The organism is Tenacibaculum amylolyticum, from assembly GCF_964511145.1.
GTDB lineage: Bacteria > Bacteroidota > Bacteroidia > Flavobacteriales > Flavobacteriaceae > Polaribacter > Polaribacter amylolyticum.
Window position 1 is genome coordinate 19,729 of record NZ_CAZEFZ010000008.1, and the last position, 26,364, is coordinate 46,092.

30 protein-coding genes and 1 tRNA gene are annotated in these 26,364 nt (G+C 29.8%); 19 read left to right on the forward strand and 12 right to left on the reverse strand.

Features of this window, described 5'->3' with window-relative positions; genetic code table 11:
• The first annotated feature begins 65 nt into the window (after positions 1-65).
• The 10 genes from ACKTTC_RS03950 to ACKTTC_RS03995 all read left to right on the forward strand — a co-directional run bounded on the left by ACKTTC_RS03950 (position 66) and on the right by ACKTTC_RS03995 (position 6,550).
• Positions 66-755: a hypothetical protein gene (locus ACKTTC_RS03950; protein ID WP_408038481.1), complete on the forward strand. Its 690-nt coding sequence runs from the start codon at positions 66-68 to the stop codon at positions 753-755.
• A 3-nt stretch (positions 756-758) separates the two neighbouring features.
• Positions 759-1,304 (forward strand): hypothetical protein, encoded by a 546-nt coding sequence (locus ACKTTC_RS03955; protein ID WP_408038483.1) that lies wholly within the window; start codon positions 759-761, stop codon positions 1,302-1,304.
• A 296-nt stretch (positions 1,305-1,600) separates the two neighbouring features.
• Positions 1,601-2,032 (forward strand): TIGR02594 family protein, encoded by a 432-nt coding sequence (locus ACKTTC_RS03960; protein WP_408038484.1) that lies wholly within the window; start codon positions 1,601-1,603, stop codon positions 2,030-2,032.
• Complete coding sequence (locus ACKTTC_RS03965; RefSeq protein ID WP_408038486.1) at positions 2,025-2,447, forward strand: phage holin family protein; 423 nt, start codon at positions 2,025-2,027, stop codon at positions 2,445-2,447. The genes ACKTTC_RS03960 and ACKTTC_RS03965 overlap by 8 nt, the downstream gene beginning before the upstream one ends.
• 54 nt (positions 2,448-2,501) lie before the next feature.
• The gene (locus ACKTTC_RS03970; protein ID WP_408038488.1) at positions 2,502-3,089 is read left to right on the forward strand and encodes a hypothetical protein; all 588 of its coding nucleotides are present in this window, start codon (positions 2,502-2,504) and stop codon (positions 3,087-3,089) included.
• Positions 3,090-3,279: 190 nt separating this feature from the next.
• Positions 3,280-4,125: a helix-turn-helix domain-containing protein gene (locus ACKTTC_RS03975; RefSeq protein WP_408038489.1), complete on the forward strand. Its 846-nt coding sequence runs from the start codon at positions 3,280-3,282 to the stop codon at positions 4,123-4,125.
• A 29-nt stretch (positions 4,126-4,154) separates the two neighbouring features.
• On the forward strand, positions 4,155-4,289 hold the full coding sequence (locus ACKTTC_RS03980; RefSeq protein ID WP_408038490.1) for a hypothetical protein: 135 nt from the start codon (positions 4,155-4,157) through the stop codon (positions 4,287-4,289).
• A 256-nt stretch (positions 4,290-4,545) separates the two neighbouring features.
• The gene (locus tag ACKTTC_RS03985) at positions 4,546-4,764 is read left to right on the forward strand and encodes a hypothetical protein (protein ID WP_408038491.1); all 219 of its coding nucleotides are present in this window, start codon (positions 4,546-4,548) and stop codon (positions 4,762-4,764) included.
• An 823-nt stretch (positions 4,765-5,587) separates the two neighbouring features.
• A complete protein-coding gene (locus tag ACKTTC_RS03990) occupies positions 5,588-6,145 on the forward strand; it encodes a carboxymuconolactone decarboxylase family protein (RefSeq protein ID WP_408038493.1) in 558 nt (185 codons plus the stop codon).
• 42 nt (positions 6,146-6,187) lie between these two features.
• Positions 6,188-6,550: a cupredoxin domain-containing protein gene (locus tag ACKTTC_RS03995; RefSeq protein WP_408038495.1), complete on the forward strand. Its 363-nt coding sequence runs from the start codon at positions 6,188-6,190 to the stop codon at positions 6,548-6,550.
• Between the two features lie 59 nt (positions 6,551-6,609).
• On the opposite strand, the gene ACKTTC_RS04000 is transcribed toward ACKTTC_RS03995, so the two are convergent.
• The gene (locus ACKTTC_RS04000) at positions 6,610-7,185 is read right to left on the reverse strand and encodes a hypothetical protein (protein ID WP_408038497.1); all 576 of its coding nucleotides are present in this window, start codon (positions 7,183-7,185) and stop codon (positions 6,610-6,612) included.
• A 13-nt stretch (positions 7,186-7,198) separates the two neighbouring features.
• Positions 7,199-8,113, reverse strand: a complete 915-nt coding sequence (locus ACKTTC_RS04005) for an OmpA family protein (protein ID WP_408038499.1) — start codon at positions 8,111-8,113, stop codon at positions 7,199-7,201.
• 248 nt (positions 8,114-8,361) lie between these two features.
• Between ACKTTC_RS04005 and ACKTTC_RS04010 the strand changes: the two genes are divergently transcribed.
• Positions 8,362-8,745 (forward strand): ankyrin repeat domain-containing protein, encoded by a 384-nt coding sequence (locus ACKTTC_RS04010; RefSeq protein WP_408038501.1) that lies wholly within the window; start codon positions 8,362-8,364, stop codon positions 8,743-8,745.
• Positions 8,746-8,843: 98 nt separating this feature from the next.
• Here the strand turns inward: ACKTTC_RS04010 and ACKTTC_RS04015 are convergent, their stop codons facing one another.
• Both ACKTTC_RS04015 and ACKTTC_RS04020 read right to left on the reverse strand, forming a co-directional pair.
• On the reverse strand, positions 8,844-9,419 hold the full coding sequence (locus ACKTTC_RS04015) for a 50S ribosomal protein L25/general stress protein Ctc (protein ID WP_408038503.1): 576 nt from the start codon (positions 9,417-9,419) through the stop codon (positions 8,844-8,846).
• Between the two features lie 64 nt (positions 9,420-9,483).
• Positions 9,484-10,425: a ribose-phosphate pyrophosphokinase gene (locus ACKTTC_RS04020; RefSeq protein ID WP_408038505.1), complete on the reverse strand. Its 942-nt coding sequence runs from the start codon at positions 10,423-10,425 to the stop codon at positions 9,484-9,486.
• Positions 10,426-10,531: 106 nt separating this feature from the next.
• On the opposite strand from ACKTTC_RS04020, the gene ACKTTC_RS04025 reads away from it, so the two are divergent.
• From ACKTTC_RS04025 to ACKTTC_RS04040, 4 genes are all read left to right on the forward strand, one after another.
• Positions 10,532-10,615 (forward strand) — tRNA-Leu (locus ACKTTC_RS04025).
• A 195-nt stretch (positions 10,616-10,810) separates the two neighbouring features.
• A complete protein-coding gene (locus ACKTTC_RS04030) occupies positions 10,811-11,698 on the forward strand; it encodes a helix-turn-helix domain-containing protein (RefSeq protein ID WP_408038507.1) in 888 nt (295 codons plus the stop codon).
• 85 nt (positions 11,699-11,783) lie between these two features.
• A complete protein-coding gene (locus tag ACKTTC_RS04035; protein WP_408038509.1) occupies positions 11,784-12,644 on the forward strand; it encodes an SDR family oxidoreductase in 861 nt (286 codons plus the stop codon).
• A 1-nt stretch (position 12,645) separates the two neighbouring features.
• Positions 12,646-13,704, forward strand: a complete 1,059-nt coding sequence (locus tag ACKTTC_RS04040; RefSeq protein ID WP_408038511.1) for an aldo/keto reductase — start codon at positions 12,646-12,648, stop codon at positions 13,702-13,704.
• 180 nt (positions 13,705-13,884) lie between these two features.
• Here the strand turns inward: ACKTTC_RS04040 and ACKTTC_RS04045 are convergent, their stop codons facing one another.
• The 6 genes from ACKTTC_RS04045 to ACKTTC_RS04070 form a co-directional block, all read right to left on the reverse strand.
• Positions 13,885-14,928 carry a serine hydrolase domain-containing protein gene (locus ACKTTC_RS04045; protein ID WP_408038513.1) on the reverse strand — a complete coding sequence of 348 codons (1,044 nt, stop codon included), beginning with the start codon at positions 14,926-14,928 and terminating at the stop codon, positions 13,885-13,887.
• Between the two features lie 273 nt (positions 14,929-15,201).
• Positions 15,202-15,591: a thiol-disulfide oxidoreductase DCC family protein gene (locus ACKTTC_RS04050; protein WP_408038515.1), complete on the reverse strand. Its 390-nt coding sequence runs from the start codon at positions 15,589-15,591 to the stop codon at positions 15,202-15,204.
• An 8-nt stretch (positions 15,592-15,599) separates the two neighbouring features.
• Positions 15,600-16,043 (reverse strand): RDD family protein, encoded by a 444-nt coding sequence (locus ACKTTC_RS04055; RefSeq protein WP_408038517.1) that lies wholly within the window; start codon positions 16,041-16,043, stop codon positions 15,600-15,602.
• A 154-nt stretch (positions 16,044-16,197) separates the two neighbouring features.
• Entirely contained in the window at positions 16,198-17,106 is a 909-nt protein-coding gene (locus ACKTTC_RS04060) for a hypothetical protein (protein WP_408038519.1), read from the reverse strand.
• Entirely contained in the window at positions 17,094-17,735 is a 642-nt protein-coding gene (locus tag ACKTTC_RS04065; RefSeq protein WP_408038521.1) for a hypothetical protein, read from the reverse strand. Before ACKTTC_RS04065 ends, ACKTTC_RS04060 begins: the two co-directional genes overlap by 13 nt.
• A 51-nt stretch (positions 17,736-17,786) precedes the next feature.
• Positions 17,787-18,122, reverse strand: coding sequence for a hypothetical protein (locus ACKTTC_RS04070; protein ID WP_408038523.1), 336 nt, complete (start codon positions 18,120-18,122; stop codon positions 17,787-17,789).
• Between the two features lie 396 nt (positions 18,123-18,518).
• Here ACKTTC_RS04070 and uvrC point away from each other — a divergent pair, with 396 nt between their 5' ends.
• Positions 18,519-20,306 carry an excinuclease ABC subunit UvrC gene (gene uvrC / locus ACKTTC_RS04075; protein WP_408038525.1) on the forward strand — a complete coding sequence of 596 codons (1,788 nt, stop codon included), beginning with the start codon at positions 18,519-18,521 and terminating at the stop codon, positions 20,304-20,306.
• A 10-nt stretch (positions 20,307-20,316) separates the two neighbouring features.
• Positions 20,317-22,533, forward strand: a complete 2,217-nt coding sequence (locus ACKTTC_RS04080; protein WP_408038527.1) for a patatin-like phospholipase family protein — start codon at positions 20,317-20,319, stop codon at positions 22,531-22,533.
• A 63-nt stretch (positions 22,534-22,596) separates the two neighbouring features.
• Here the strand turns inward: ACKTTC_RS04080 and ACKTTC_RS04085 are convergent, their stop codons facing one another.
• On the reverse strand, positions 22,597-24,132 hold the full coding sequence (locus tag ACKTTC_RS04085; protein WP_408038528.1) for an Rne/Rng family ribonuclease: 1,536 nt from the start codon (positions 24,130-24,132) through the stop codon (positions 22,597-22,599).
• A gap of 284 nt (positions 24,133-24,416) precedes the next feature.
• Positions 24,417-24,707 (reverse strand): HU family DNA-binding protein, encoded by a 291-nt coding sequence (locus ACKTTC_RS04090; protein WP_075340504.1) that lies wholly within the window; start codon positions 24,705-24,707, stop codon positions 24,417-24,419.
• Positions 24,708-24,841: 134 nt separating this feature from the next.
• Here ACKTTC_RS04090 and mutY point away from each other — a divergent pair, with 134 nt between their 5' ends.
• Positions 24,842-25,885 carry an A/G-specific adenine glycosylase gene (gene mutY, locus ACKTTC_RS04095; RefSeq protein WP_408038529.1) on the forward strand — a complete coding sequence of 348 codons (1,044 nt, stop codon included), beginning with the start codon at positions 24,842-24,844 and terminating at the stop codon, positions 25,883-25,885.
• A gap of 40 nt (positions 25,886-25,925) precedes the next feature.
• Positions 25,926-26,348, forward strand: a complete 423-nt coding sequence (locus ACKTTC_RS04100) for a single-stranded DNA-binding protein (RefSeq protein ID WP_408038530.1) — start codon at positions 25,926-25,928, stop codon at positions 26,346-26,348.
• The last annotated feature ends 16 nt before the right edge of the window (positions 26,349-26,364 follow it).

The following is a 26,364-nucleotide window of genomic DNA, read 5'->3' on the forward strand; positions in this document are numbered from 1 at the left end:
TTAAGATAGCTATTTGAATAGTAAAAAATAACCATTATAACATTAAACCATTAACCTCTGTAAAAATGATAAAACTTAACGAATATATAGGAAGTATAAAAAGAGATATAGCAGAAGCTAGGCTTATTTCTGATTTAAAGACCTTAGAAATTGCACAACAATTCGCGCAAAATGAATACTTAAAGCATTTTTCTATTCCTCGATTTAAAACTGAAAACATAGAATTAACTATTCCTATAGCTATAGGTGAAATGAGTATAGAAACTGAAGTTTATGAACGTATAAACTTGAGTGAATTCATGAAAAAAACAAGAGACAAACTAATAAGTTTAGTCAATAGGAGATTTACTTCAGCAGAAGTAGAAATTATAGATTCGATTATTAAACCCGAAGCTTCTAAATTAGATAAATCTATAAAAGAAGATACGCCAAATAATGAGGTAGATACGTTGTTAAAAACCTATTCATACGATGTTTTGGAATTACTTTTAGAAAGCTTTCGTATAAGTGTAAAAGAAGATGAGGAAGTTTTAGCAGGAGAATTAATAGCATACTTAAGAGATGATATAAAACCAGTTAAACCTACGCAACCATCAATTCCAAAGCCAAAGGTAATTGTAGAAAGTAGTCAATTAAAAGATGTGAATCCCGAACATATAATTCATGTAAAAATGATATTAAATGAAGAGCCAATGGAATGGAGTTTCTCTGAAGATGAAGACGGAAAAGTTGTGTCAAAATTATTACCAGAATAAGCTATGAGAAGATCTATTATTAATTTATTAAAACAAATAGAAGATCAATTATCTAAAGTTTCTTTAATAGCAGATTTACTAGAGAAAAAAAGTACAAGTAGTTCTAAGGTACTTAAAGATTGGTTGTTGGAAACAGAAAACATATTACAACAGAATAATAGGCCAGAATCGTCATTGCTTTCTGCAAAAAGAGGAGAGTTAGTTGCCTTTTATCCAAAAAGTAAACAAAATAAAAAGAAGGAGCAATTAAGATTTACTGCTGGTGTTTTAAGCGGTTCTCAAAATGATTTGTGGGATGTATATCAAAAATTAGCTGAGGTTACTGAGAATGCAAAAACATTAATTAAACAATTGTTGGGTATTATCTATCAAAGCAAGCAATTTAAGTACGATGCAAAAGTAGATTTTACCATGTTTTTACAAAGTATGTGGAAATTTTGTACAGAACATGAACAGTTAAGAGGAGTAACATCGCAGGTGTTGTCTATGATTAATACCACAGATGTTTTAATTATCCTAGCAGAAGAAATAGAAGTAGAAAATCTATAAAAACTTTCAAAAAAACATTGAGAAAAAGAAAAGTGTAAAGCTAACATATGTTGTGTTTTAGATAATTTAATCAAACATAAAGCAAATAAACTTTAGCTTTTTATGTAAAATGTTTTGGTTTTTATTTGTAATATGTTATATTTGTATAGCTATTTATTAGTCCCTTTAAATGTTAACCTTTCATGTTAAGTAGAAACAAAAAAGTTAGATTAAACCCCATTCAGGTAGAGAATACTGTCAGAGAATCTGTAAACTTTTTATGTTCTGTCTGCTAACGCTTTTTAAAAAAAATGTATATGAGCAAATTAATTACAGTAGCGTTGTCGCAATACGGAGTCAAAGAAGTAAAAGGATCAAAAGATCACCCTCAAATCATAAACTATTTTACTTCTATGGGTTTAAATAAAACAAGTTATCAAGATGAAACAGCTTGGTGTAGCGCTTTTGCAAATTGGGTAGCCAAAGAAGCAGGCTATGAGCAATCAAAAAAATTAAATGCAAGAAGTTGGTTACGTGTAGGATCGTCTACAAGCGCACCAGAACCTGGAGATGTTGTTGTCTTATGGAGAGAGAATCCTGATAGCTGGAAAGGACATGTTGGTTTTTTAGTAAAAGAATCAAAACGATATGTATATCTATTAGGTGGTAATCAGGGTAATAGTGTAAGTATTAAAGCATACCCTAAGAATAGAATTTTAGATTATAGAAAATTAAGAAAAAATGGATAAAACAATGCATTTCGTTTTTTGGTTGTTAGCATTACTATCGCCTTTAAACGGAGTATTAACAACCATTATGTTTCTTATTGTAGTCGATTTTATTACTGGTGCATACGCAGCACTTAAAATAGGAGTGTCTATTAAAAGTGAAAAAATAGGAAATACTATATCTAAATTTTTTATTTACAATTTGGTAATTATTTCAGCCTATTTTCTAGAAAAACATATTGTAAACGAAGTCCCATTTTTAAAAATAATAGCAGGTTTTATAGCTATAACAGAAATAAAATCCATTTTAGAAAACTACAATAAAATATATGGAGTAAACCCTTTTAAAGCATTAAGAGAGGTATTAAACCACTATGGGTTTAAAGATACTTTAAAACAAATCCCTGAAAAAGAAGAGAGGAAAGAAAAAGTATAGCTGCTAGCGCTAGTTTCTAGCAGCTCTTTTTTATCAAAAAGAACGATAAAAAAGATGCGGAAAAGAACCTTAGAAAAAAGTTTGTTATGGTTGGTGTTACTGTTATTAATTGCTAATCTTTTTAAAAAAAGTTTACTAGATGTAGAAACGCCTGAAGTAACCATAGTAAGAGACACTATTTGGAAAACGAAAACAGATACTTTTAAAATAGAAACAACAAAATATGAGAAAGTATATGTACATAAGAAAAACGTAACTCAAATAATAAGAGATACCGTTTTTATAAACGATAAAATAAAATATACAACGGCAAGACTTTATAGAGATACCCTCTCTACAAAAGACGTAGAGATTTATAGTAATCAACTCGTTAGAGGAGAATTATTAAGCGGTAGTTTAGCATATAAGTTAAAAATACCTAAAGAGATTCTTGTAACTAAAACCATTAAAGCACCTAAAAAATTTAGAAGCGGACTGTATTTTTTTTCTGAAATTGGAGGTAAAAACAAAAAAGTGAATAACCTCAGTTTGGGATTACAGTACAATCAAAAAGGAAGCTGGTTTATAAGTTACCGTTGTAATATAAGTGCCCTATCACAACCCACCCATAATTTGGGGTTTGGATTGCGATTGTTTAAATAAACATCATCTATTCTAAGTAACACGGATTAAATTTTTAATCCGTGTTTTTTATTGGTTTCTAGTACCTAGGGATTTTAATCTCTTGCAAAATAGAATTTTTAAATGCTCAATTTGTTAGTTGTAGAAAAACATCTTAGATTCGATGTGTTAACAATCGTTTTTTTACCGACCAATAGAAAAATAAAAGTTTATGGCAATTCAAGAGATTAAGAAATATGATTTTCAAGATGCGTTTTCGTTACAGTTAGTGGCTTTTGAAAAAGCTTGTGTGGTAAACAAACCAACACAAATAAACGATTATAAAATCTTTTGGATTAAAGAAGGAAAGGGAATATATAATATCGATTTTCAACAATATGAGTTTGATGGAAATGTGTTGTTTTTCTTGTCGCCAGGACAAGTATTTACAGTTGATTCAGAAAAGATTAAAGAAGCGTATCAATTAAGCTTTACCAGGGATTTTTACTGTATCCAAACACATGATGCTGAAATTGCGTGTAACGGATTACTCTTTAATAATGTGTACGAAACACCTTTTGTAACACCTTCTGAAAAAGACACCAAACGATTGAGTTTTATATTGGAAAATCTTATTGAAGAATTTGAAAACCAAGAAACGGCGCAGTACGATATGTTGCAATCGTTTTTAAAACAGTTTATAATTTATTCGGTACGTGTAAAGAAGGAATTTGATGTGGTAAAAGAAGATTCTGAAACAAAACTATTTAGAGATTTTAGTTTGTTGGTAGAACAAAATTTTAGAAAGCTACACAGTGTTACCGATTATGCAAATAGGCTAGGAGTATCTCCAAAATCTTTAACCAAGCACTTTCAAAAAATAGGAACGCAAACACCAAGTGATTTTATAAAAAATAGAATTTTAACTGAGGCTAAAAGACAGTTATTATATTCATCGGATGCGGTAAAACATATTGCATTTGATTTAGGTTTTAACGATCCAGCTTATTTTTCTCGCTTTTTTACCAAAGCAACTGGAGCTTCACCAGCACAGTTTAAAAAGCAGCAGAAAGGATAGGTTGTTTAGTAAAATTATAATTTTACTTTATGGAATGGTGTTATATTATTTTTTTAGTACTTGTTATTCTTTATGGTGTATGGAAATTCTTTAATATTATTGTTTTTGGCGGTGAAGATGATGTGAAAGAATATATAGACGATCTGGATGAGAATGTATTTTAATTTGTTATTGTGAATAAGTTTGGAGTTATTTAATTTAAGTTTTGATATTTTATATTAACTAAATTTGATTACTCAAAATCAAAAATTATGGGAGGAAAAGTATTCTTTAGAAATTTTTTAATGCTCTTACTACTTGGTTCATTGATACTAATTTTCACGTATGGATCAGTTTTTATTTATCTTGCTTGTGCAACTGTAATTGCTCTGGCTATTACTTATATCAAAGAGGAAAGTTAAATTACGTTATTAATTTCTTATGAATAAACTTGAAAGACGTTTAAAAGGTTATTATAAATACAAGAAACGATTAAAGAATTATAGTTTTAACGAATCAAAGGCGTATGTTCTTAAAACTACAGGGAAGCCTTGTAGTTGTTTTATGTGTAGTCCTAAAGAAGAAAAACCTAAGTATAAATTATCTAAGCATAAAGCGCATCATTCTATTAGTGTTATGTACTTATATGACTTTTGTTAATTATATTTGTTTTGATAAGATTCAAATATTTGACGTGTGCGCTGTTCTTACCCTTGTTGTACGAGGATTTTGCAATAGACAAGGTAAAATGCCAGGTCGGCACAAAATCCTATCTTATCTATTTTTCTAAAAAATGTTTTTAAGTTTTTAAATCGTTTTTATAATATCTTAATTCAGAATAAAGAGTTAAAAAGAACCTTTATAGTATAAATCACTTCCGACTAAATTAATTATCGCTTTACCTTCAACTAAATTGAAAACATGTTTCTCATAGTGTATTTAATTTGCTTACCGATCTCTATTTTTTTAATTATGATATTTTATAAGAAAATGAGAATTGTATATGGAGGTATTAAAAACTTCAAACTAATTGCATTTGTATCGTTGTGCTTTTTGTTTTTGCTATTGCTTATTGGATTACCAATGTTAGTAGTAAACATTATACTTAATTTAGCTTAATAATTATATAAGAGCTTGTCACCTTGAGCGCAGTCGAAAGGTCTTTTTAGCAATTAATTGTTATATCATATTTCTAAATAAATTCAGGCTTACACTAAAAAAACACATGTAAATTCTAATGTTTTCAGAGGCTTTTTAAGGGAAATTCCCAATTGTACAAGTCTTAAGAACTTTTGTCCAATTTTTAAAGTCCATTCTCGTCGCATCTTTGTACCAGAAAGTTTAATCAATGATTTTTAACTAAAAAATTAGAAAGATGAACACAGAAAAATATCAATGTCCAAATTGCTGGGGGTACCAGGAATACGACGAACAACAAGAATGTATAAACAAACAACAAGATAATAATTAAAAACTTACCATTATGAGCACTAGAATTCAAACGTTAAACCCAGACACAACAACAGGAAAATCAAAAGAATTATTTGATGCTGTTCAACAAAAATTAGGATTCATTCCAAATCTTATAAAAGTATTTGGAAATTCTCCAGCTACATTACAAAGTTATTTAACATTAGGAGAGTTAACAGGAAGTGGAAACTTTTCAAACAAATTTAGAGAGCAACTAGCACTAGCAATTGCAGAAGAAAATAACTGTAACTACTGTTTATCTGCACACACAGCTATTGGAAAAATGAATGGCTTAACAGAAGAGCAAACAGAAGAAAACAGACAAGGACGTTCTTCAGATGCAAAAGTAGAAGCAGGATTAGCATTTGCACAAAGTGTAACTAGAAATAGAGGACAAGTATCTACTGAAGAAATTGAAGCTGCAAAAGCAGCAGGATATAGCGATAGCGATATCTTAGAAATCGTATTAAACGTAGTGTCTAATACTTTAACAAATTACGTAAATCACATTGCAGAAACAGAAATTGATTTTCCAAAAGTAGAAGCTGGAAAATTTTCAATTAACTCTTAATAAACAAACAAAATAAAATTTTAAAATAAGTAATAAATAATCATGAAGAAAATTATCGCAATCTTAGTTTTAGCTTTAACAGCAGTAGCAAACGTAAATGCACAAGATGTAAAAACAGTATCATTAGAGCAAACAAAAGGTGAGTTTACACAAAAAGCTTTAAAGCTATCTGAAGGAACGTATATTTTTGAAATTTCAAATAAAAATGTAGGGAAAGATGTAGGTTTTGTACTTACACCTAAAGGAAAAACATCTCAAGAAGATCATATCAAAGAAGCATATGTAACTTCATTAGTAAAGAATAACTCTAAGTCTACTTCTAAGAAAGTAAACTTAAAGAAGGGAGAGTATGTGTATTTCTGTCCTTTAAATAAAACGCCAGAGTATACTTTAATTGTGGAATAAAGTACTGGTTATTGTTTCGTGAAGAAAAGACTCGATATTGCATCGAGTCTTTTCTGATTTTAGGCCTTACCGCCATCTAATTTATCTTGCCATTCAGCTAGTTGTTTCCACTTACCTTCATAGGCAAGTTTTGCTTGTTCTGGCCAAGTATCTGGTTTATGAATTCTATATCTGTCGCCACCACTTTGTAAAACTTCCTGACACTTTTCAATAGAAGCTTCGCTAAGTGCTTTCCATGTTTTAATATTAAAATTATGGAATAAGCCTTCTATTTTAGGCCCTATTCCTTCTACAATTTTTAAATCATTTTGCTTTATTTTTTTACCAAAAGCCGCTTTTGCTGCAGCTGCATCAAATGGAATTTCTGTAGTAGTACTAGTAAGAGATGCTGCTGTAATTTTTGCATTAGCAGCTTCTTTTTTAGCTATTTCTAAATTAGACTCTAAACTTAATTTACTTTTATTACAAGCATTTAAACTTGCTTCTAAATGTGCTATTTTATTTCTTAATTCTAGTTCTAAGGTTAAATCATCATTATTGTTTTTGTCTCCAGAACTATTTAGCCTCCCTAATAAATATCCAAGAAGTGCTGATATAAGACCTACTAAAATAGGTATGATTATACACCAATTCATAATGTTACTGTTGTTATTTAATTGTTATTACTGTTCTTCTGTTTTGTGCCTTTCCTTCTGTTGTAGCATTATCTGCAATAGGTTCTTGTTGTCCTTTTGAGAAAACTTCAATTTTTTCTACCGGTATTGCATTACGTATAAGATATTGTTTTATGGAATTTGCTCTCTCCAATCCTAATGCTATATTTTGTTCAGGAGTTCCAGTGTTATCTGTATGACCTGTAATCATACAAACAGCTCCATCTACTTTGTCTAAGTACTTAGAAATATCTGCTATTTCTTGCCTTTCAGCTGCAGTTAAATTAATATTGGCTTGCCCTGTTTTAAAATGTAAGATTATAGGATGTTCTTTAATTTGAGTTTCTAATACAACAAGATCTTCAGTATTGTCTTTTGCAGGGATAATTTGAAATCCAATTGGGCCATGAAAAACGTGTAACGAATCAGCAACCATTTCTGGTTTTTTATCACCATACGTATTTATAATTTTTGAAGGAATTCCTTTACTGTTAAAATAGTTTTTAACAGAGTTTGCTCTGGCAAGACCCAAATTAGGAAAAGCGGAGTTATTGTTTTCGTTTTCAAGATAGTACCCCGTAATGGAAATGAATTTATTGTTAGCTAAAAGAAGTTCTTTTAATTGATCTATACTAAGATCTAAATTAGACGAAACAGGAGTTAGAAAGTTTAATTCAGATCTTTCAAACTTAAAATGATCATTAGCTTCAAGTAGAGTGCTTCCGTTTTCATCTTGTACAGTAAAAGCATATAAAGTAGGTGGTTGATAGTTGTTTTGGGTGGAGGATTCTTCTATAATTGTTGAGGTGTTATCTACATAGTTTTCCTCGCAACATAATTTCCAACTAAAGTAAGTTCCAATAATAATGGTAAGTAAAATACCTAAGAGATACAAGAATCTTTTTCCCATAGTTTATGATTTAGATTACTGATTGTTAATTTATTACTTTTTTTTATAAATTTTAACATTTGGTATTTTAAATTGATAACTTTTTAATAAATAGAAAGTTTTTTTGATTTTTAAATTATTGGTTTTCAGAAGTGTTAAGAAAGTTTTAAAAATGTTATGATTAAGTTAATTAAGCATTTTTGATGAAACGTTTTTAATGTAACGGCGTCTTTTAAGCGAACACCTTTTAACTTTAAACATTTAAAACCATGAAAAAAATCATTTTAACCATCGCTTTAGTTTTCGGAGCTTATACATTAACAGTTAATGCTTCAGAGCAACCAAACAAAGAAGAAATTACTGTATTAAAATATGCAGATGTTACACCTTTTTGTAAATTAATTAGAGAAGGGAATTACGATGCTGTAAAAGCAATGATTGAAAGTGGAGAGAACGTGAATAAAAAGTCTACAGGTTTAACACCGTTAATGTTTGCAGCACGTTACAATAGATCTGATATTGCAAAATTATTAATAGATAACGGAGCAAAATTAAAAATAAGATCTAAAAGAGGATATACCGCATTAAAATGGGCAGAATTAGCAAAAGCTAATGAAACTATAACGGTAATTAAAGAAGCAATGAATGGATAAATAAATAATTCAATTGTGTAAGAATTAATAGTTTTGAATTAAAAAAGACCGACAATTTTGTCGGTCTTTTTATTATATATAATTAAAAATATATTTAATTATTTTTCAGCTTCAGCAGCAGCTTTAGCAGCGTTACGAGACATACGTACTTGAGCAACCACAGTGTTGTCTGGGTGTAAGAACGTGAAGTTTTCGTTTGCTAATTCAGTAACATATAATTTGTTACCAATCTCTAATTCAGTGATGTCAGCTTCGATAAAATCTGGTAAGTTTGCTGGTAAAGCTTTCACTTTTAATTTACGCATGTTATGACGTAAAGCACCACCAATCATAACTCCTTTAGAATTTCCAGTTAATTTTACAGGAATTTCCATAGTTACTGGCTTATCTTCAAATAATTGATAAAAATCAATATGTAAGATTTTGTCAGTTACTGGGTGAAACTGAATATCTTGTAAAACAGCTGCATATGTTTGTCCGTCAAGTTCAATCGATGCAGTATATACATTTGGAGTATACACTAAACTTTTGAACGCTTTTTCATCAGCTGAAAAGTGTACAGGTTTGTCTCCTCCGTATAAAACGCAAGGAACCTTTCCAGCATTACGTAAGGCCTTAGTTGCTACTTTACCTACGCTTTCTCTTTGAGATCCATTGATCGTAATTGATTGCATTACTTATTGTATTTATATAATTAAAATTTTCAACTACCATTTTGGTAGATGAGCGTAGCCGAAACTACATTAAAAACTTATCGCTAATAGATGTGTTTTCTTGCACTTTATGCATCACATCAGCAAATAAAGCGGCGCAAGATACAACTTTTATTTTAGATATCTGCTTTTTTAATGGTATTGTGTCTGAGACAATTAGTTCTGTTAACTTAGAGTTTTGTATTTTTTCATAAGCATCTCCAGATAAAATAGGATGTGTACAAATAGCTCTTACAGATTTAGCACCTCTTTCTACCATTAAATCTGCTGCTCTTGTAAGTGTTCCACCTGTATCAATCATATCATCAATAAGAATTACATTCTTACCTTCAACTTCTCCAATAAGTTCCATATGAGCGATAACATTAGCCTTTTTACGTTGCTTATAACAAATAACTACATCACTTTGTAAATATTTAGAATATGCATAAGCTCTTTTAGAACCACCCATGTCTGGCGATGCAATTGTAAGGTTGTCTAATTGTAAGCTTTCGATATAAGGCATAAAAATGGTAGAAGCATATAAATGATCTACAGGTTTTTCAAAGAATCCTTGAATTTGATCTGCATGTAAATCCATCGTCATGATTCTTGTTGCACCTGCTGCTTGTAAAAGATTGGCAACCAACTTAGCACCTATAGCAACTCTTGGTTTATCTTTTCTATCTTGGCGAGCCCATCCAAAGTAAGGCATAACGGCAGTAATGTGACGAGCAGAAGCACGTTTTGCAGCATCTAACATTAATAACATTTCCATTAAATTATCGGCACTAGGAAAAGTAGAACCAATAATAAAAACACGTCTACCTCTTACAGATTCCTCAAAAGCTGGTTGAAATTCTCCATCGCTAAAATGCGTAGTTTTTACATTACCTAATTCCGCATTGTAATCTTTAGCAATCTTTTTGGCAAGTTCCATGCTTTGAGAACAAGCAAAAAGCTTTGGAGTTAATTGTGTCGTTGACATCGTTAGTTTAATTTTTTAGTGTGTTGTTAAGGGCAAAAGTAAAATTATTTTAAAGAGTATTAAAACGTTTTTATTTTAATTCTTAAATTTGCGCTCTCACTAAAAAGCCAAAGTGGTGGAATTGGTAGACACGTCGGATTCAAAATCCGATGCTAGCAATAGCGTGTGGGTTCGAGTCCCACCTTTGGTACAAAAAAAGAGTTGACGAAAGTTAACTCTTTTTTGTGTTTATTATGTTTTGGCACACTATTTGATTATTAAATAATACAACTGGGAGACGTCCTAGTTTCTTTTTCATAGCAATTTTCCCACTCAATCTTTGAGTGGGTTTCTTTTTTTATAAAAGTTCATATTTTAGTATGTTTATTTATGAACTAGGATAATTATGCCAATGCAACGATTTAAAGAGATAAATGATTTATTTAAAGCGACTGGATTTAATAAGGAAACTGATTATCCAGAGTTTTTTATTTTAAAGTTTGAAGAACTTTCGTCAGATACAGCATTTAGTATGCCTCCATATCAAAAAGACTTTTATCAGATCTCTATTATTTTAAAAACAACTCGAGAAACAAAAATTGAGATTGATATACAAAGAAATGAAGCACTTCAGAACTCACTTTTCTTCGTTTCACCAGATCATATTTATTCATGGAGAAGAAGCGAAAATGTAACGGGATATATCATTTATTTTAAGCAAGATTATTTTAATTTTTATCAAGGTAATTTTAAACAAGATTTTGCCTTTTTCAATATTGCAGATAAAAATTCATTTCAACTTTCTAAAACCTCTTTACAATCAATAGCATCAGATTTTGAAAAACTGTACAGAGAATATCATACAGATAACTTGTATCGTTATCAAATTATCCAGTCTTCATTATTATCTTTTTTATTTAAGGTGAAAAGTTTAGACGAACTTTCGTTAAAGGATAGAACAAGCTTTAATCAAAAAGAAATGCTTGTTTTTAAATATGAAAATTTAATTCACAATTGCTTCAGAAGAGATAAACAAGTGAAAACGTATGCAGCACAACTAAATGTTTCTGCTAGTTATTTAAATGAGGTAATCAAAGAAATTAAAGGGAAGCCAGCTAAAGAATTGATTTATGAAAAGATAATTATAGAAAGTAAAAAAGAGTTGAAATTCAACGTTATTGCTGTTTCAGAAGTTGCTTATAATGTAGGCTTTGAGGAGCCTACTCATTTCGCCAGATTTTTTAAAAAACATACGGGCCTTACTCCAAAAGAGTATAGGAATTTACATTCTTAGTTTTTGGTCATTTATACCCTGTTATTGGTTATTTACTCCTGCCGTTCCAAAGTAATTTTGTTGCATAGATAAAAACAAAAGTAAAATGGAAAATATATTAATTTTAGGAGCCACAGGAAATATAGGATTAGCATTGTTACAAAAACTTCAAGGAAGGGGTGTTCAGGTTTTTGCTGGGGTTAGAAATGAAAATGATTTTGATACAATTACAAATTTAGGTGCTAAACCAGTACAAGTAGATTTTACAAATCAAGAAGATTTAAATAGTGCTTTAAAAGGAATGAATCGTGTTTTTTTAGTAACACCTTTAATGCAAAATCCCGAGTATATTACGCAGTTGGTTATTAATGCAGCTCAAAAAAATAACGTAAAGCATTTTGTGAGAAGTACTGCTGCTGGAGCAGATAGTAATGGACATATTGCTATGTCTCGTTGGGCAGGAAGAAGTGAAGATTTAATCAAAGCATCTGATTTATCATATACTATTGTAAGACCAAATAATTTTTTACAAAACTTCATCAATTTCCATAGCAATACAATTAAAGAACATAACGGATTTTATATGCCAAATGGAGATGCTAAAAGTGGTATGGTTGCCGTAGAAGATATTGCAGAAATTGCAGCTATTGCTTTAACTACAGAAGATCATTTTGATAAAACCTATACTTTGAGTGGTTTGGCGCTTACAAATTATGAGTATGCCGAAATAATAAGTGCAGTTGTTGGAAGGAAAGTAAGCTACATTGATGTTACGGAAGAAAAAGCAAAAGAAAGTATGCTTAGTAACGGAATGCCAGAGTGGTTAGTAAATGCTATGATGGAACTAAATTACATTGTAAAACAAGGGTGGACGGCAGAATATTCAGAGGACTTTAAAAATATTACAGGAAAAGAATACACAACGGCCGAAACCTTTTTCTTAGAAAACAAAAACTATTTTATATAATATGGAAAAGTATATAAAGTTAGGTAAAACAGGATTAAAAGTTTCAAGAATAGCTTTTGGAGCAGGAACCTTTGGAGCTGCTTGGGGAGATGGGTGGTCTATTTCTAAAAATGAAGCAAGTGCTATTTTTAATACTTTTCTAGATTCGGGAATGAATTTTATTGATACGGCAAATGTGTATCAAAATGGAGAAAGTGAGAAATGGGTTGGAGAGTTATTGAAAGAAAGAGGAGGACGAGAAAAAGTTGTGATTTCTACAAAATATAGCATGAATATGGATTCAACAAATCTATTAAGTGGAGGAAATGGAAAAACACAAATGATTCGTGAAGTTGAAGATTCTTTACAAAGACTACAAACAGATTATATTGATGTTTTGTACCTACACCATTGGGATACTTCAACGCCGGTAGAAGAGGTAATGAAGTCTTTAAACCATATTGTTGAATCGGGAAAGGTTCGCTATGTAGGGTTGAGTAATTTTCCAGGTTGGTATCTAGGAAAAGCAGATGTATTATCTAAGTGGCATGGATGGGAGCCTATTTCAGTAATTCAAATGGAGTATAATTTACTTGAAAGAACCATTGAAAGAGAATTTACACCGTTTGCAAAAGAAACAGGAGTAGGTATTTATGCATGGAGTCCTTTGGCGAATGGCTTATTAACAGGTAGATATGATTTTGATTTAGAAAAGAGAGAAATTTTAGGAGCAGGTAGAGTGACTAAAAATTTTGTAACAGATCCTTGGATAGATCCTTTTACGACTCAAGCTCAAAAAACGATACATACTTTAAAAAGGGTAGCAGAAGAGTTGGGGCATAGTCCAGCGCAAATAGCAGCTGCATGGATTTTACACCAACCGAATATTTCAGGATTAGTCGCTGGAGCATCGAAAGTAAGTCAGATAGAACAGAGTATCGAAAGTTTAAATATTGAAATTCCAACAGATTTATTAAATGAATTGAATGAGATTTCAAAACCTGCATCATCAAACCCGTATAGTTTTCATTCAGGACCAATTCAAGATGCTATTAATGGAACAGCTAAAGTAGGAGAGTAATATATATTTAAATACAAACTAAAGAATACGTCAATACGATTAGCATAACCCTAAAAAACCTTCCACACTGTATAATGTTTTTTCGTAAAGACGTAATTCTTATAGTTTGAGCTCCCTATAGTATAATTAGACTTGTTTTTTTATAAAAAAGGGTCGAAAACATACTAGCAAATTCTCAACTTATTTATGATTAAATAAATTATCTAGATTTTTAGTCAACTCATTGTAGATCTTTTTAAATCTAGGGTTGTTAGAATTATCAACTAAAATTAATGTTGTGCTATTTTTAAAATTTTTAACCATAATAGCATTAGTTGCTAACTTCTTACCTTCTTGTATTATTGTGTTTTCTTTTAAATGCCAACCAAAACCATGGCTAAACTTTACGCCACTGTTTAGGTTTGGGAATGTTAGCGCTTCTTGTATTTCTTCGTTATCTAATAGAGGATTTAAATCCCATAAATTAGACCATTTAATGAGGTCGTTAATTGTAGAAAAAACACCACTATCACCAGCAACGCCTTCTGTCCATTTTGGTTGAACTTTAATTTTTTTACTTTTAAAATAAGATTTGAAACCTTCGGAGAATAGATCATTTTCTTCTTTTGTATATTCCGATAACAAGTTCCATACTCTAGTATTGTTTAATTTAAGAGAATTAAAAACCTCTTGTTTCATGTAGTATTCAAATGATAAACCAGATACGATTTCTATAATTCTTGCAAGTAAGATATAATTGGAATTATTATAATTGAATTTTTTTCCAGCACCATCATATTTATGTTTCACATACTTAGAAATTAATATTGAAGCATCTTTTATAGATAGAATATAATTGGGAGTTTTAGGTTTATATTTTTTAGCTAAGAGAATATAATCAACTTCTATTCCCGATGAATGATGTAATAATTGCCTTATAGAAATATCTTGTATTGGAAATTGTTTTATATATTTTGAGACAGGATCATCGTAAGACACATCATAGTTTTTGGATAAAAGCATAACACCAAAACCAGTAAAAGATTTAGATAAAGAAGCTAATCTAAGTTTTGTGTTTTCTTGTATAGGTTCTTGTTTATAAGATTTATAACCTGCAGCGTATTTAAAAATGACAACGTCATCTTTTACAAAAGCAATAATCCCATTAAATTTTTTCTTTTGATATAAATTCAAAACCCAACCTTTAATAATATCTAAGTTTACATCAATACTTTGATGAGGCATCAACTGAATTTTCGATATCTTTCTTTCTAGAAACCAAAATTTCCAAATAATAAGACCTATGAGGGTAATTAAAAAAATACTACTGATTAGAATCATTTAGCGTTGATGTTATTAGAGGTGATTTTTTATGAATTTGAAGACTAAACTTACTTTTAAAAGCTACTTAGTTTTGAATAGTTATTACATCTTTCTATAGATAATATCTTACATAAAGAAAGATGTAATAACTAAATCAATTTTTAATGAAGATGAAATGAGAAGGTATATACCAATTTAACCTAAAAACTTTTCTAATAATTCTTTTGAAGGTAGCATACAACTATCTTGTTTTCCAAATAAAAGATATCTGTTTTTAGCTATTATCTTATAAAAGAAATCTCTTATAGGTGCTGGAATTAATAATAAAAACTTAGTCCATTCATATCCCTTAAGCTCTTTAGTGATTCTTAAAATAGCAGATGATTTGGTATATATTTTCTCATTATCTAAAAATATTATGGTTGATAATTGTACATTGCTAAACCCTATTTTTTGTAAAGATTCACGAGCAAAATCAGATTGTAATGAAGCAAATTTAAATTGATTGCTTACATCTCTTTTTATTATAAAAGTAATAGTTGAATTACAAAGATTACAAACGCCATCGAATAAAACTAGTTTCATAAAAAGTGTTACGATTTATTTTTTTCAACGATATAAGTTTTAGACACCTTATCGTATAAATTCTGCTTTTTCTTATCAAAATACAACCAAACAATAGGAATGATTAAATTAGATGATAAGTTCTTTAAAAACTCTCGAAGCCCTCCTTCAAAAAAGTTAGTATAATCCTCTCCGGTTTTAGCATTTATCACTTTAATATTTAATAATTTGTGTCCTAAATTACCAGAAAATAGTGGATAAAAAATAGCACCTAAAGCTAAAGACATTAAACTATTAAATAAGAATCCAAATACTGGAGATTCTCCAGTTAAAAAATCATCTAAAGAATGATTGAAAAGAAAATATTGTAAGATATATCCTACTGCTAATGAAAATAAAGTATCTATTAAAAAGGCATATAAACGCTTTTTTTTCGAGGCTAAATTATAGTTAAAAACTGTTTGTGTATCCATATCTTAAAATGTTATTTTTTAAAAAACTTATAAATATCTTCTATCCAGAAAAAGAAGAGAAATAGCTTAAATAATTTGGTCCAGGCAGGAATATCAAAGAAATAATGTAAGAAACCTATTAAGCCTAAAAAACCAAGGAGTTTCAATTTTTTTATCATGCTGTTAATTTTAATTTTTTAAATATTGGAGCATGCTTCAACGTATTTATTTTTTCTGAAATTTTTTCGAATAAACTATTAGGAAGGAAGAATCCATATAATGAAATGAAGAATATTTCAAAATCATAAATCATCATAAAGAAATAGATACCTAAATGTAAAAATATACCAGATATTAAAAAGAGCTTTGTAAAACGCTTGTCCCAAACTAGGAAAATGAATAGTAACTCAAAAAGTAAAGTAAAATAAGTTCCTACTGTAGTAATGAATCCATTAGATTTAATTAATCCACTTATAGGACTACTAAAGCGTTCGATATTTAAAATATAATACAAAGCAGTACCATTAAACCAAACGTCAGCATGTATTTTATGAATAGCTGAAATAAAATATACATAACCTAAATGTATACAAATTGAGTATACTGCTAAATTTGATAAGAAATTAGAAAAGTCTTTCGATTTTTTCTCTTTCGATTTAAATAATGTAAGATGTTCAAAAGAATTTGCGAATGCTAAATAAAGAATTACAAAGATCATTAAGTTGTCTCCACCATTTAAAATAGGGTAGGTTAGGTCTTGTAAAATTTTAATTAGGAAATATAAAACGAAAATGGTTATTCGTTTACCAATTCCAAACATCATTAAAATACATGTTAATACGATTAGCATTAAAAATGTGCTACTGTTTTCAAGAATTGTTTGAGAGCTAAACCCTAAATAATCTGTTATAATATCTCTATGTTCAAATAAAGTTCCATTAGAAAGAAGTATTGATTGACTTCCCCATATTAGGTATACTTTTTTAATAATATGTATTCCTAAAAAGACTCTGAATATTGACAGATAAAAAGAGAAATGATTTTTTTCTGACAAATAGTTTAATATGTTTTTTATTTTATCCATAAGTTATTTTTTAAGTCAAAATATTTCGTTTCAAAAATTAATTTCTCATTCTCAGGAATAGAATCTGAATATCGCTGTGCGAACTTTGGAATATCTATAACAGTGTAGCTCATTTTCATTTTATCGTAGTTTCCTAATTCCTGACCTTTAAAAATGCTTAAACCATAATTTCGTAGTGTTTTAAGCTCATTGGTTTGATAAAATTCTTCGTCAAATTTTTCAAGGAAATCACCGAAACACTCTTCTTCATCAGTGTTTTCACAATTAATAAACTTATAATTACCATACTTTTCTCTAATAATATCAGAGATGTTGTTTATTGAGTTTGATAAAATATAGTCTACAATAGAAATGTCGTTATTTGCTAAGTATTGTTCTTTTCTTAGTTTATGAATGGGTTTAATAACTTCTAACAACAACGTATCTTTACTGTTAGAAAATTCGTAATAAAACCTATCATTGTGTTTTGGAGGTGGAGCGAAAAAAGACCACTTTTGGTAAAACATTGTAGAAAAAACTTTCTGAAGTCTATTAGCCTTTATTTGTAAATAATTTTCAGGCATTGTAAAAAAGACAGTCGTACCCCAATATAAACCGAAAAAAGAAAGAACTATGAGTTTTTTATACATCTTTTTAAGTTTTAAAATCCCCTTTCAGATATTCTGAAAGGGGAGTGAAAATTATAATTGGCTTAACTTGTAGTTTGCCTCACTAGCAGGTCCTTGGATTTCGTCCTCTGCACTAAGAAGATAGTCTACTCCTCTTAATACGATTTCGTAAGCAACAAATTTCGCAGCTTCTTTCCCACTTCTATCCCAAACTTTCTTAGCTAATCTACCTACAGCAGTAATTCTAGCAGCCTGAGTAGAAGTATTATTATCTACAGAAGCTTTGTGAAAAGTTACTTCTGCAACAGAAAGGTTAGTTTCGTTAGCTGTAGCTGATTTGAAAGAAAAAAGAGTTAATGTCAAACAAGAAACTGACATTACAACAAGTGATTTTTTTAATAATTTCATGATAATTAAATTTATAGTAATTGATACCTACTCTTATTGGGTTTTTCGGTTACCACCCACTCACTGCGCAATTAGAGATTTATGTCTAACAAAAAGACATGGCAAACAAAAAACATAAACTGAATAATTACAAATCAACCATATAGCCATTCATGAATTACGACCCGTTATTTATAAATATCGACCGTGTTTTAAGTTTTAAAACGCTGGTTTTTAGAGGTGTTTGTGAGGTTTTATTGAAAATGAACAAGGAATGAAGAAGAAAAACATGCTTAGTTGTAAAATAGTTGATTTTTTGAAACGAATTATTAAAATGAGTGTTACTCTAGTTGTGTTTAGAAAAGAATTATGAAGCTATTTTAAATAAAAAGTTTTTTAAAAGTGTAATTTTGCGTTATGCCAACACCTTTAGAACTTCAAGTTAAAACATTACCAAACTCACCTGGAGTATATCAATATTTTGATAAGGATGATGTAATTATTTATGTAGGGAAAGCAAAAAACTTAAAGAAGCGAGTATCTTCTTATTTTACTAAAAACCATGAATATGGCAAAACAAGGGTTTTAGTAAAAAAGATAGTAAGAATAGAACACATTGTTGTAGATACAGAAACAGATGCATTACTTTTAGAAAATAACTTAATCAAAAAATACCAACCTAAATACAATGTATTATTAAAGGATGATAAATCGTATCCGTGGATATGTATTAAGAAAGAACGTTTTCCACGAATCTTCATTACACGAAAAGTAATTAAAGACGGGTCTGAATATTACGGTCCATACACCAGTGTAAAAACAGTACACAACTTATTAGATTTAATAAAAGAACTGTATCCTTTAAGAACTTGTAATTATGATTTAAGTGAAGCTAAAATTGATGGAGGAAAATATAAAGTATGTTTAGAATACCATCTTAAGAATTGCAAAGGACCATGTGAAGCTTATCAAGATGAAGCTTCTTATTTAGAAAATATAAAAGCAATTCGAAATATTATTAAAGGTAACTTTAAAGAAAGCTTAGAGAGTTTACAAAAGATAATGATGGATTATGCGGCAGAAATGAATTTTGAAGAAGCACAAATGATTAAAGAGAAATTAGTGTCGCTTCAAAATTATCAGGCAAAATCTACCATTATAAACCCTTCTATTAATAATGTAGATGTGTTTTCTATTATTTCTGATGAAACACATGGATATGCTAATTTTTTCAAAATAATGAATGGGGCGATTGTGCAGTCGTATACTACAGAAATTAAGAAGAAATTAGAAGAAACAGATAAAGAACTATTAGAGCTTTTTATTGTAGAAACAAGGCAGCGATTCAATTCTTTGTCAAGAGAAATATATGTGCCTTTTGAAGTAGATTTGGGAAAAAAAGTAAAAGTAACAATACCTAAGCTTGGAGATAAAAAACGTATTGTAGATTTATCGCTTCGTAATGCTAAATATTATAGACAAGAACAGTTTAAGCAAATTAAGATTGTAGATCCAGATCGTCATGTAAAAAGAATTATGGCACAAATGCAAAAAGATTTGCGTTTGGGTGTAGAACCAAGACATATAGAATGTTTTGATAATTCTAATATACAAGGAACAAATCCAGTAGCAGCGTGTGTAGTTTTTAAAGATGGAAAGCCTAATAAAAAAGAATACCGTCATTTTAATATTAAAACCGTAGAAGGTCCAGATGATTTTGCTTCTATGGAAGAAGTGGTTTTTAGAAGATACAAACGTTTGTTAGAAGAAGATAAACCACTTCCTAATTTAATAGTAATAGATGGAGGTAAAGGACAATTATCTTCAGCACTAAAAAGTTTAGATGTTTTAGGTTTAAGAGGAAAAATTGCAATTATAGGAATTGCAAAACGTCTGGAAGAAATTTATTATCCAGGCGACTCTATTCCGTTATATTTAGATAAGAAATCTGAAACACTAAAAATTATACAACATCTACGAAACGAAGCGCATCGTTTTGGAATTACTTTTCATAGAAATAAACGAAGTAAAAGCGCCATTCAGTCAGAATTAGAACAAATTCCAGATGTAGGTAAGCAAACTATAACAAACCTATTACGTAAATTTAAATCAGCTAAACGCGTAAAAAATGCTACCTTAGAAGAATTAATAGCGGTAGTAGGGAATGCAAGAGCTCAGAAAATATATAACCATTATCACTCTTAAGAAGAATTGTATGAAAAAAAGATTATTATGTATTCTTTTACTAATACCTTTTCTAATATTTAGTCAAGAAAAACCTAAAGTAGGTTTGGTGTTAAGTGGTGGCGGAGCAAAAGGTTTTGCTCATATTGGAATTCTTAAAGAGATAGAAAAGTCGGGAATACAATTAGATTATATTGGTGGTACAAGCATGGGAGCAATTGTAGGAGGACTTTATGCATCTGGATATTCTGCTGCTCAGATAGAAAAAATTGTACTCGATATTGATTTACTAGCGATTATACAAGATAATGTAGCCCGTGAAGAAAAATCATATTTTGAAAAAGCGTATTTAGGAAAAACTGCGATAACACTTCCTGTGAAAAAAGGAAATATAGGATTACCATTAGGACTTTCTAAAGGGCAAAACGTACTAAATTTATTAACGGAACTGTTGTCACCTGTAGATTCTATTACTAATTTTTCTAAACTACCCATTCCGTTTTTTTGTATTGGAACAGATATTGAAACTGGAGAAGAGGTTGTTTTACAAAATGGTTCCTTACCATTAGCATTACGAGCAAGTGCATCATTTCCAACATTATTAAATCCAGTTGAGATAGGAGGAAGGCTTATTGTAGATGGTGGTGTAGCAAATAATTTTCCTGTTGATGTAATGGAAAAGAAAGGAATGGATGTTATTATTGGAGTAAATGTACAAGGTAAGCTCTTAAAGAGAGATAAACTAACTTCCGTAGCTTCTTTATTAAGTCAAATAGTAAATTTTCAGATGTATCGAAAATCTGATGAACAGGTTAAAAAATTAGACATTCATATACATCCTGATATTAATGATTATACAGTAGTTTCTTTTAATGAAAAAGAAGAAATTTTAAGAGAAGGAGAAAAGGCAGTAAAACCTTATAGAAGCGTATTTAAAAAAATAGCTGAACTACAAAAGAATGATGAGGAAAAAGTAAAGAAAGTCATCAATCCTTTAGCAAATAATAAAAAGTTCTTAATAGATAGAATTATCTTAAAAGGAAATAAAAAATATACTGAGAATTATATTCTGGGTAAACTTAGATTAAAGGAAGGAGATACGGTTTCCTATAAAGAAATCTCTAAAAAAATAAACGCACTTAGTGCAACTAGGAATTTCCAAAGAGTAGACTATAGTTTAGAAGAATCTTTTGAAGGTAAAAAGTTGTTATTAGCAATAAAAGAGAACGATATTAAAACTTTTTTAAGTTTTGGATTGCACTACGATGGCTTGTACAAAACAGGAGTGCTTGTAAATTACAACCATAAAAACGTGTTTTTTGGAAATGATGAATTGTCTTTAGATGTTGTAATTGGAGATAAAATACGATACGATTTACAGTACTTTATAGATAATGGATATTTATTAAGTTATGGTTTTACATCTCGTTATAATGCTTTTGAAACAGACGTGTTATTTAATGAGAATAACTTAAATAAAATTAATGTTCGTTATAGAGATTTTACCAATAGAATTTTTGCACAAACTACGTTTAGTAAAAAGACAGCGTTTGGAGCTGGAGTTGAATTGAAAAGTCTTAAAATTTCCTCAGAAACATTTTTAACTAATGATGAAGAAACATTATTTGATCAAAGTGTGTATTTTAATCCTTTTGCTTTTTTACATATAGATACGCATGATAAAAGAGTATTACCTACAAAAGGGTTTTCTTTAAATACTAGATTTAGATGGTTTTTATTATCAAATAGAAACGATAGATTAAATGAGTTTGCTACAGGAAGTATTGGTTTTAAGCAATATTCACAAATAGACGGTAGATTTAGTTTTGCGACTACTTTTTGGGATAAATTCACCTTTCAAAACGTAATAGAAACAGGTTTTACTTTAGGAGAAGAAGATTCAGAAATCTTTGATTACCGTTTGGGAGGATATAATAAAAACTATATTGATAATTTTGTGTCATTTTATGGTTATGATATTTCTTCATTAAGTGAGCAATCCTTTTTAAAATCTGAATTTCATTTACGTTACCAGTTATTTAAAAAGCAGTATGCTGTTTTTATAGCAAACTATGGAAGAGTAGGAAAAAATGTTTTAAAACGAGGTGAATTATTAAAAGATACTAAATCTGGGTATGCTTTAGGATATAGTATAGAAACTATTCTAGGACCTATAGAATTAAAGTATACTTGGTCTCCAGACCATAAAGAACGCTATTGGTTATTCAACTTAGGCTTCTGGTTTTGATAAACAAAAAATCCCGCTTGAATACAAGCAGGATTTAATTTCTTAATAAGAAGATTGCCTTATTTATTTACTTTTTCTATATGAAAAATGATACTGTAAATATTGGTAAGCATCTCTAGGTATAATTTTTATCCATTTTTTATGACGAAGTAACCAATTAAAACGTATAGAATTAATGTTTTTAGTAAGGTAAGCAGCTATAAAAGGATGTACATTTAAAACAATGTCTTTGTAGCTAATATCACTATTTATAATTCTATCTAATTCAGCTTCAATTTTATCTATTAAAACAATTGGAGCTTCTACTTCACCATTCTTATTAGGATTTGGTTCACGTGTTTTTATTTCGAGTTCAGGTCTAACTCTTTGTCGTGTAATTTGTACCAATCCAAATTTACTTGGAGGTAATATTTTGTGCTTAGTTCTATCTAAGGACATGACTTCTTTAAGGTGTTGAAATAATTTTTGTCTGTTCTCTGCAGACTTCATATCAATAAAATCAACAACAATAATTCCACCCATATCTCTTAATTGTAACTGGCGAGCAATTTCAGTAGCAGCAATTAAATTAACTTCTAATGCTGTTTCTTCTTGATTTTTAGCTTTGTTAGAACGATTTCCACTGTTTACATCTATAACATGTAAAGCTTCTGTGTGTTCAATAACTAAATAAGCACCTTTGCTCATAGATACGGTTCTACCAAATGAAGTTTTAATTTGTCTTTCGATACCGTATTTTTCAAAGATTGGAATGCTAGATCTATGGAGTTTAACTATGTTTTCTTTCTCAGGATATATTTTTTGTAAATATTCCTTTATTTCTATTTTTAAACTCTCATCATTAGTTACAATACTTGTAAAAGAATCGTTCATAACATCTCTTAAAATAGAAGATGCTCTATCTAACTCACTTAACACTTTTGTTGGAGTATTTGAATTGGCAATTCGTTTGCACAAAGACTTCCAACGGTCTAATGAGTTTTGTAAATCCTTATCTAACTCTGCTACTTTCTTCCCCTCTGCAACAGTACGTAAGATAAGTCCAAAACCTTTAGGTTTAATGCTTTTTGCTAATTTCTTTAAACGTTCTTTTTCTTTATTATCGCTAATCTTTTGTGAAACCGATACTCTGTTTGAAAAAGGAACTAAAACTAAAAATCTACCAGCTATAGAAAGCTCAGAGCTAATTCTGGGCCCTTTGGTAGAAATTGGTTCTTTTACGATTTGAACTAATAAATTTTGACCTGATTTTAGTACGTCGTTAATACCTCCGTTTTTGTCGATATCATCTTCAAAACGAAAGTTTTTTAAAGTGAACTCTTTAAATTTACCTGTGCTTACTTTTTTAATAAATTTACTTAAAGACAGTACTTGTGGACCTAAATCATGATAATGTAGAAATCCATCTTTAGGATAACCAACATTTACAAAAGCGGCATTTAAACCAGTCATTACCTTTCCTATTTTTGCAAGAAAAATATCTCCAACTGAAAATTTATTGTCGCTTGTTTCTTTGTTTAATTCAACAAGTCTACCATCTCTTAATAAGGCAAAATCAATATCAGAAGAATTAGACCGAATAATTAATTCTGTTTTCATCTGAATAAATTTTGTGTTAACGCAAAACGCGATAACTGATTAAGATTTTGTAAGCAGGTATTTACATACCCAATGAGATGAATAATCATCTCAATTTCAAAGAACTTAGTGCTTTTAAGCAAAGCGAAAAAGTAAGTATTGCTACTTACTTTTTCTTGTGACGATTTGCTCGTGCTCTTTTCTTTCTTTTGTGTGTAGAGATCTTAGCTCTCTTTCTTTTTTTACCACTTGGCATAGTTAAAATGTTTTATAGTCTCTATTAAATAGAGTAGATTAATATTTTTTTATTTAACAGCAACTTTAGCTTTTACTCCTTCAGTAAAAGTTTTAGCTGGTTTAAAAGCTGGAATGTTGTGGGCAGGGATTTTGATAGTAGTATTTTTAGAGATGTTTCTACCAGTTTTTTCAGCTCTCGTTTTAATGATGAAGCTTCCAAAACCTCTTAAATATACATTATCACCACTCTCCAAAGAATCTTTAACCTCAGACATGAATGCTTCTACAGTTGCTAAAACATCTGCTTTTTCTATTCCCGTTTTATCTGAAATTTTCGATACGATATCTGCTTTTGTCATTATATATATATTTTATGTATTATTTTTGTTTTTACGAGCGTGCAAATATATGATAATTAATCAATTCCTGAAATAATTGTTCTTAAAAAAACTATAAATTAATTAGCGTAATTTCGCTGAATTAAATTTACAAAATGTTTTTTTATAATAATCTGATAAACTGGTATTTAAAAAATAACAGAGATCTTCCTTGGAGAAAAACAAAGAATCCGTACAAGGTTTGGTTGAGTGAAATTATGCTTCAACAAACGCGAGTAGCACAAGGATTACCTTATTTTTTGAAGTTTACAGAAGCGTTTCCTACCGTTTTTGATTTGGCAAAAGCAGAAGAAAGTTATGTGTTAAAATTATGGCAAGGTTTAGGATATTATTCAAGAGCTAGAAACTTACATTTTACAGCTAAGCATATAGCAAATGATTTAAATGGAGAATTTCCAAACTCATATAAAGAATTACTAAAATTAAAAGGGGTTGGTGATTATACAGCATCTGCAATTGCTTCAATTTGTTTTAATGAAGATGCAGCGGTAGTAGACGGAAATGTATATCGTGTACTTTCTAGATTTTTTGGAATAACTACACCTATTAATAGTACAGAAGGGATCAAAGAGTTTAAAAACTTAGCACAATCTATTATACAAAAAGATCAACCTGGTGTTTATAATCAGGCGATTATGGATTTTGGAGCACTACATTGCAAACCACAGAACCCGTTATGTACTGAGTGTGATTTAGCTGTTAATTGTGTAGCTCTAGCAACAAATAAAGTGAGTGAACTTCCTGTAAAAATTAAAAAGATAAAAATTAAAAAACGCTATTTTAATTATTTAGTTATAATCACAGAAGGTGAAAAAACAATATTTAAAGAGCGAACAGGAAAAGGAATATGGCAAGGCTTGTATGAGTTCCCTTTAATAGAAACCACAAAAAGTATTACAGCAGAAGAGTTGATGGATAGAGAAGAGGTTCAAATGCTTTTTCCTGAGAAAACGACTATCACTTTATTTAATAAAGGAGAAATAGTACACAAACTATCGCATCAACATCTCATTACTAAATTTTGGATTGTAACAACTACAGGTATAGCAGAAGCATCAATGCCTTGGACATCAATTGAAGAGTATCCCACGTCAGTATTAATTAGTAATTTTTTAAAGGATTATTCAAAAGCGAAATAACAAAATTTGTATATTTGAAATTACACAATATTATTAAGCTATGTCTGGAACAGTAAATAAAGTTATTTTAGTTGGTCATTTAGGAGATGAGATTAAAATGCATTATTTTGATGATAAAAGTTGTATAGGCCGTTTTCCTTTAGCTACAAATGAAACATATACAAACCGACAAACCGGTGAGCGAATTTCTAATACAGATTGGCACAATATTGTTGTTCGAAATAAATTAGCAGAAATTTGCGAGAAATATCTAGCAAAAGGAGATAAAGTTTATTTGGAAGGGCGTATAAAGAATCGTCAGTATGAAGTAGATGGGCAAAAACGTTATACTACTGAAATTCACGTACAAGATATGACGTTCTTATCTACAAAAAAAGAGTTAAATCCCCCTGGAGGAATGAATCAACAAACGCAAGGTTCTAACACTCCTGTCTCAGACGAGAAGGACGATTTGCCATTCTAGTTTAATTAAAATTTAA

Coding starts and splice junctions, on each gene's coding strand:
- ACKTTC_RS03950 (WP_408038481.1), top strand. CDS start 66: ATGATAAAACTTAACGAATATATAGGAAGTATAAAAAGAGATATAGCA.
- ACKTTC_RS03955 (WP_408038483.1), top strand. CDS start 759: ATGAGAAGATCTATTATTAATTTATTAAAACAAATAGAAGATCAATTA.
- ACKTTC_RS03960 (WP_408038484.1), top strand. CDS start 1,601: ATGAGCAAATTAATTACAGTAGCGTTGTCGCAATACGGAGTCAAAGAA.
- ACKTTC_RS03965 (WP_408038486.1), top strand. CDS start 2,025: ATGGATAAAACAATGCATTTCGTTTTTTGGTTGTTAGCATTACTATCG.
- ACKTTC_RS03970 (WP_408038488.1), top strand. CDS start 2,502: ATGCGGAAAAGAACCTTAGAAAAAAGTTTGTTATGGTTGGTGTTACTG.
- ACKTTC_RS03975 (WP_408038489.1), top strand. CDS start 3,280: ATGGCAATTCAAGAGATTAAGAAATATGATTTTCAAGATGCGTTTTCG.
- ACKTTC_RS03980 (WP_408038490.1), top strand. CDS start 4,155: ATGGAATGGTGTTATATTATTTTTTTAGTACTTGTTATTCTTTATGGT.
- ACKTTC_RS03985 (WP_408038491.1), top strand. CDS start 4,546: ATGAATAAACTTGAAAGACGTTTAAAAGGTTATTATAAATACAAGAAA.
- ACKTTC_RS03990 (WP_408038493.1), top strand. CDS start 5,588: ATGAGCACTAGAATTCAAACGTTAAACCCAGACACAACAACAGGAAAA.
- ACKTTC_RS03995 (WP_408038495.1), top strand. CDS start 6,188: ATGAAGAAAATTATCGCAATCTTAGTTTTAGCTTTAACAGCAGTAGCA.
- ACKTTC_RS04000 (WP_408038497.1), bottom strand. CDS start 7,185: ATGAATTGGTGTATAATCATACCTATTTTAGTAGGTCTTATATCAGCA.
- ACKTTC_RS04005 (WP_408038499.1), bottom strand. CDS start 8,113: ATGGGAAAAAGATTCTTGTATCTCTTAGGTATTTTACTTACCATTATT.
- ACKTTC_RS04010 (WP_408038501.1), top strand. CDS start 8,362: ATGAAAAAAATCATTTTAACCATCGCTTTAGTTTTCGGAGCTTATACA.
- ACKTTC_RS04015 (WP_408038503.1), bottom strand. CDS start 9,419: ATGCAATCAATTACGATCAATGGATCTCAAAGAGAAAGCGTAGGTAAA.
- ACKTTC_RS04020 (WP_408038505.1), bottom strand. CDS start 10,425: ATGTCAACGACACAATTAACTCCAAAGCTTTTTGCTTGTTCTCAAAGC.
- ACKTTC_RS04030 (WP_408038507.1), top strand. CDS start 10,811: ATGCCAATGCAACGATTTAAAGAGATAAATGATTTATTTAAAGCGACT.
- ACKTTC_RS04035 (WP_408038509.1), top strand. CDS start 11,784: ATGGAAAATATATTAATTTTAGGAGCCACAGGAAATATAGGATTAGCA.
- ACKTTC_RS04040 (WP_408038511.1), top strand. CDS start 12,646: ATGGAAAAGTATATAAAGTTAGGTAAAACAGGATTAAAAGTTTCAAGA.
- ACKTTC_RS04045 (WP_408038513.1), bottom strand. CDS start 14,928: ATGCCTCATCAAAGTATTGATGTAAACTTAGATATTATTAAAGGTTGG.
- ACKTTC_RS04050 (WP_408038515.1), bottom strand. CDS start 15,591: ATGAAACTAGTTTTATTCGATGGCGTTTGTAATCTTTGTAATTCAACT.
- ACKTTC_RS04055 (WP_408038517.1), bottom strand. CDS start 16,043: ATGGATACACAAACAGTTTTTAACTATAATTTAGCCTCGAAAAAAAAG.
- ACKTTC_RS04060 (WP_408038519.1), bottom strand. CDS start 17,106: ATGGATAAAATAAAAAACATATTAAACTATTTGTCAGAAAAAAATCAT.
- ACKTTC_RS04065 (WP_408038521.1), bottom strand. CDS start 17,735: ATGTATAAAAAACTCATAGTTCTTTCTTTTTTCGGTTTATATTGGGGT.
- ACKTTC_RS04070 (WP_408038523.1), bottom strand. CDS start 18,122: ATGAAATTATTAAAAAAATCACTTGTTGTAATGTCAGTTTCTTGTTTG.
- uvrC (WP_408038525.1), top strand. CDS start 18,519: ATGCCAACACCTTTAGAACTTCAAGTTAAAACATTACCAAACTCACCT.
- ACKTTC_RS04080 (WP_408038527.1), top strand. CDS start 20,317: ATGAAAAAAAGATTATTATGTATTCTTTTACTAATACCTTTTCTAATA.
- ACKTTC_RS04085 (WP_408038528.1), bottom strand. CDS start 24,132: ATGAAAACAGAATTAATTATTCGGTCTAATTCTTCTGATATTGATTTT.
- ACKTTC_RS04090 (WP_075340504.1), bottom strand. CDS start 24,707: ATGACAAAAGCAGATATCGTATCGAAAATTTCAGATAAAACGGGAATA.
- mutY (WP_408038529.1), top strand. CDS start 24,842: ATGTTTTTTTATAATAATCTGATAAACTGGTATTTAAAAAATAACAGA.
- ACKTTC_RS04100 (WP_408038530.1), top strand. CDS start 25,926: ATGTCTGGAACAGTAAATAAAGTTATTTTAGTTGGTCATTTAGGAGAT.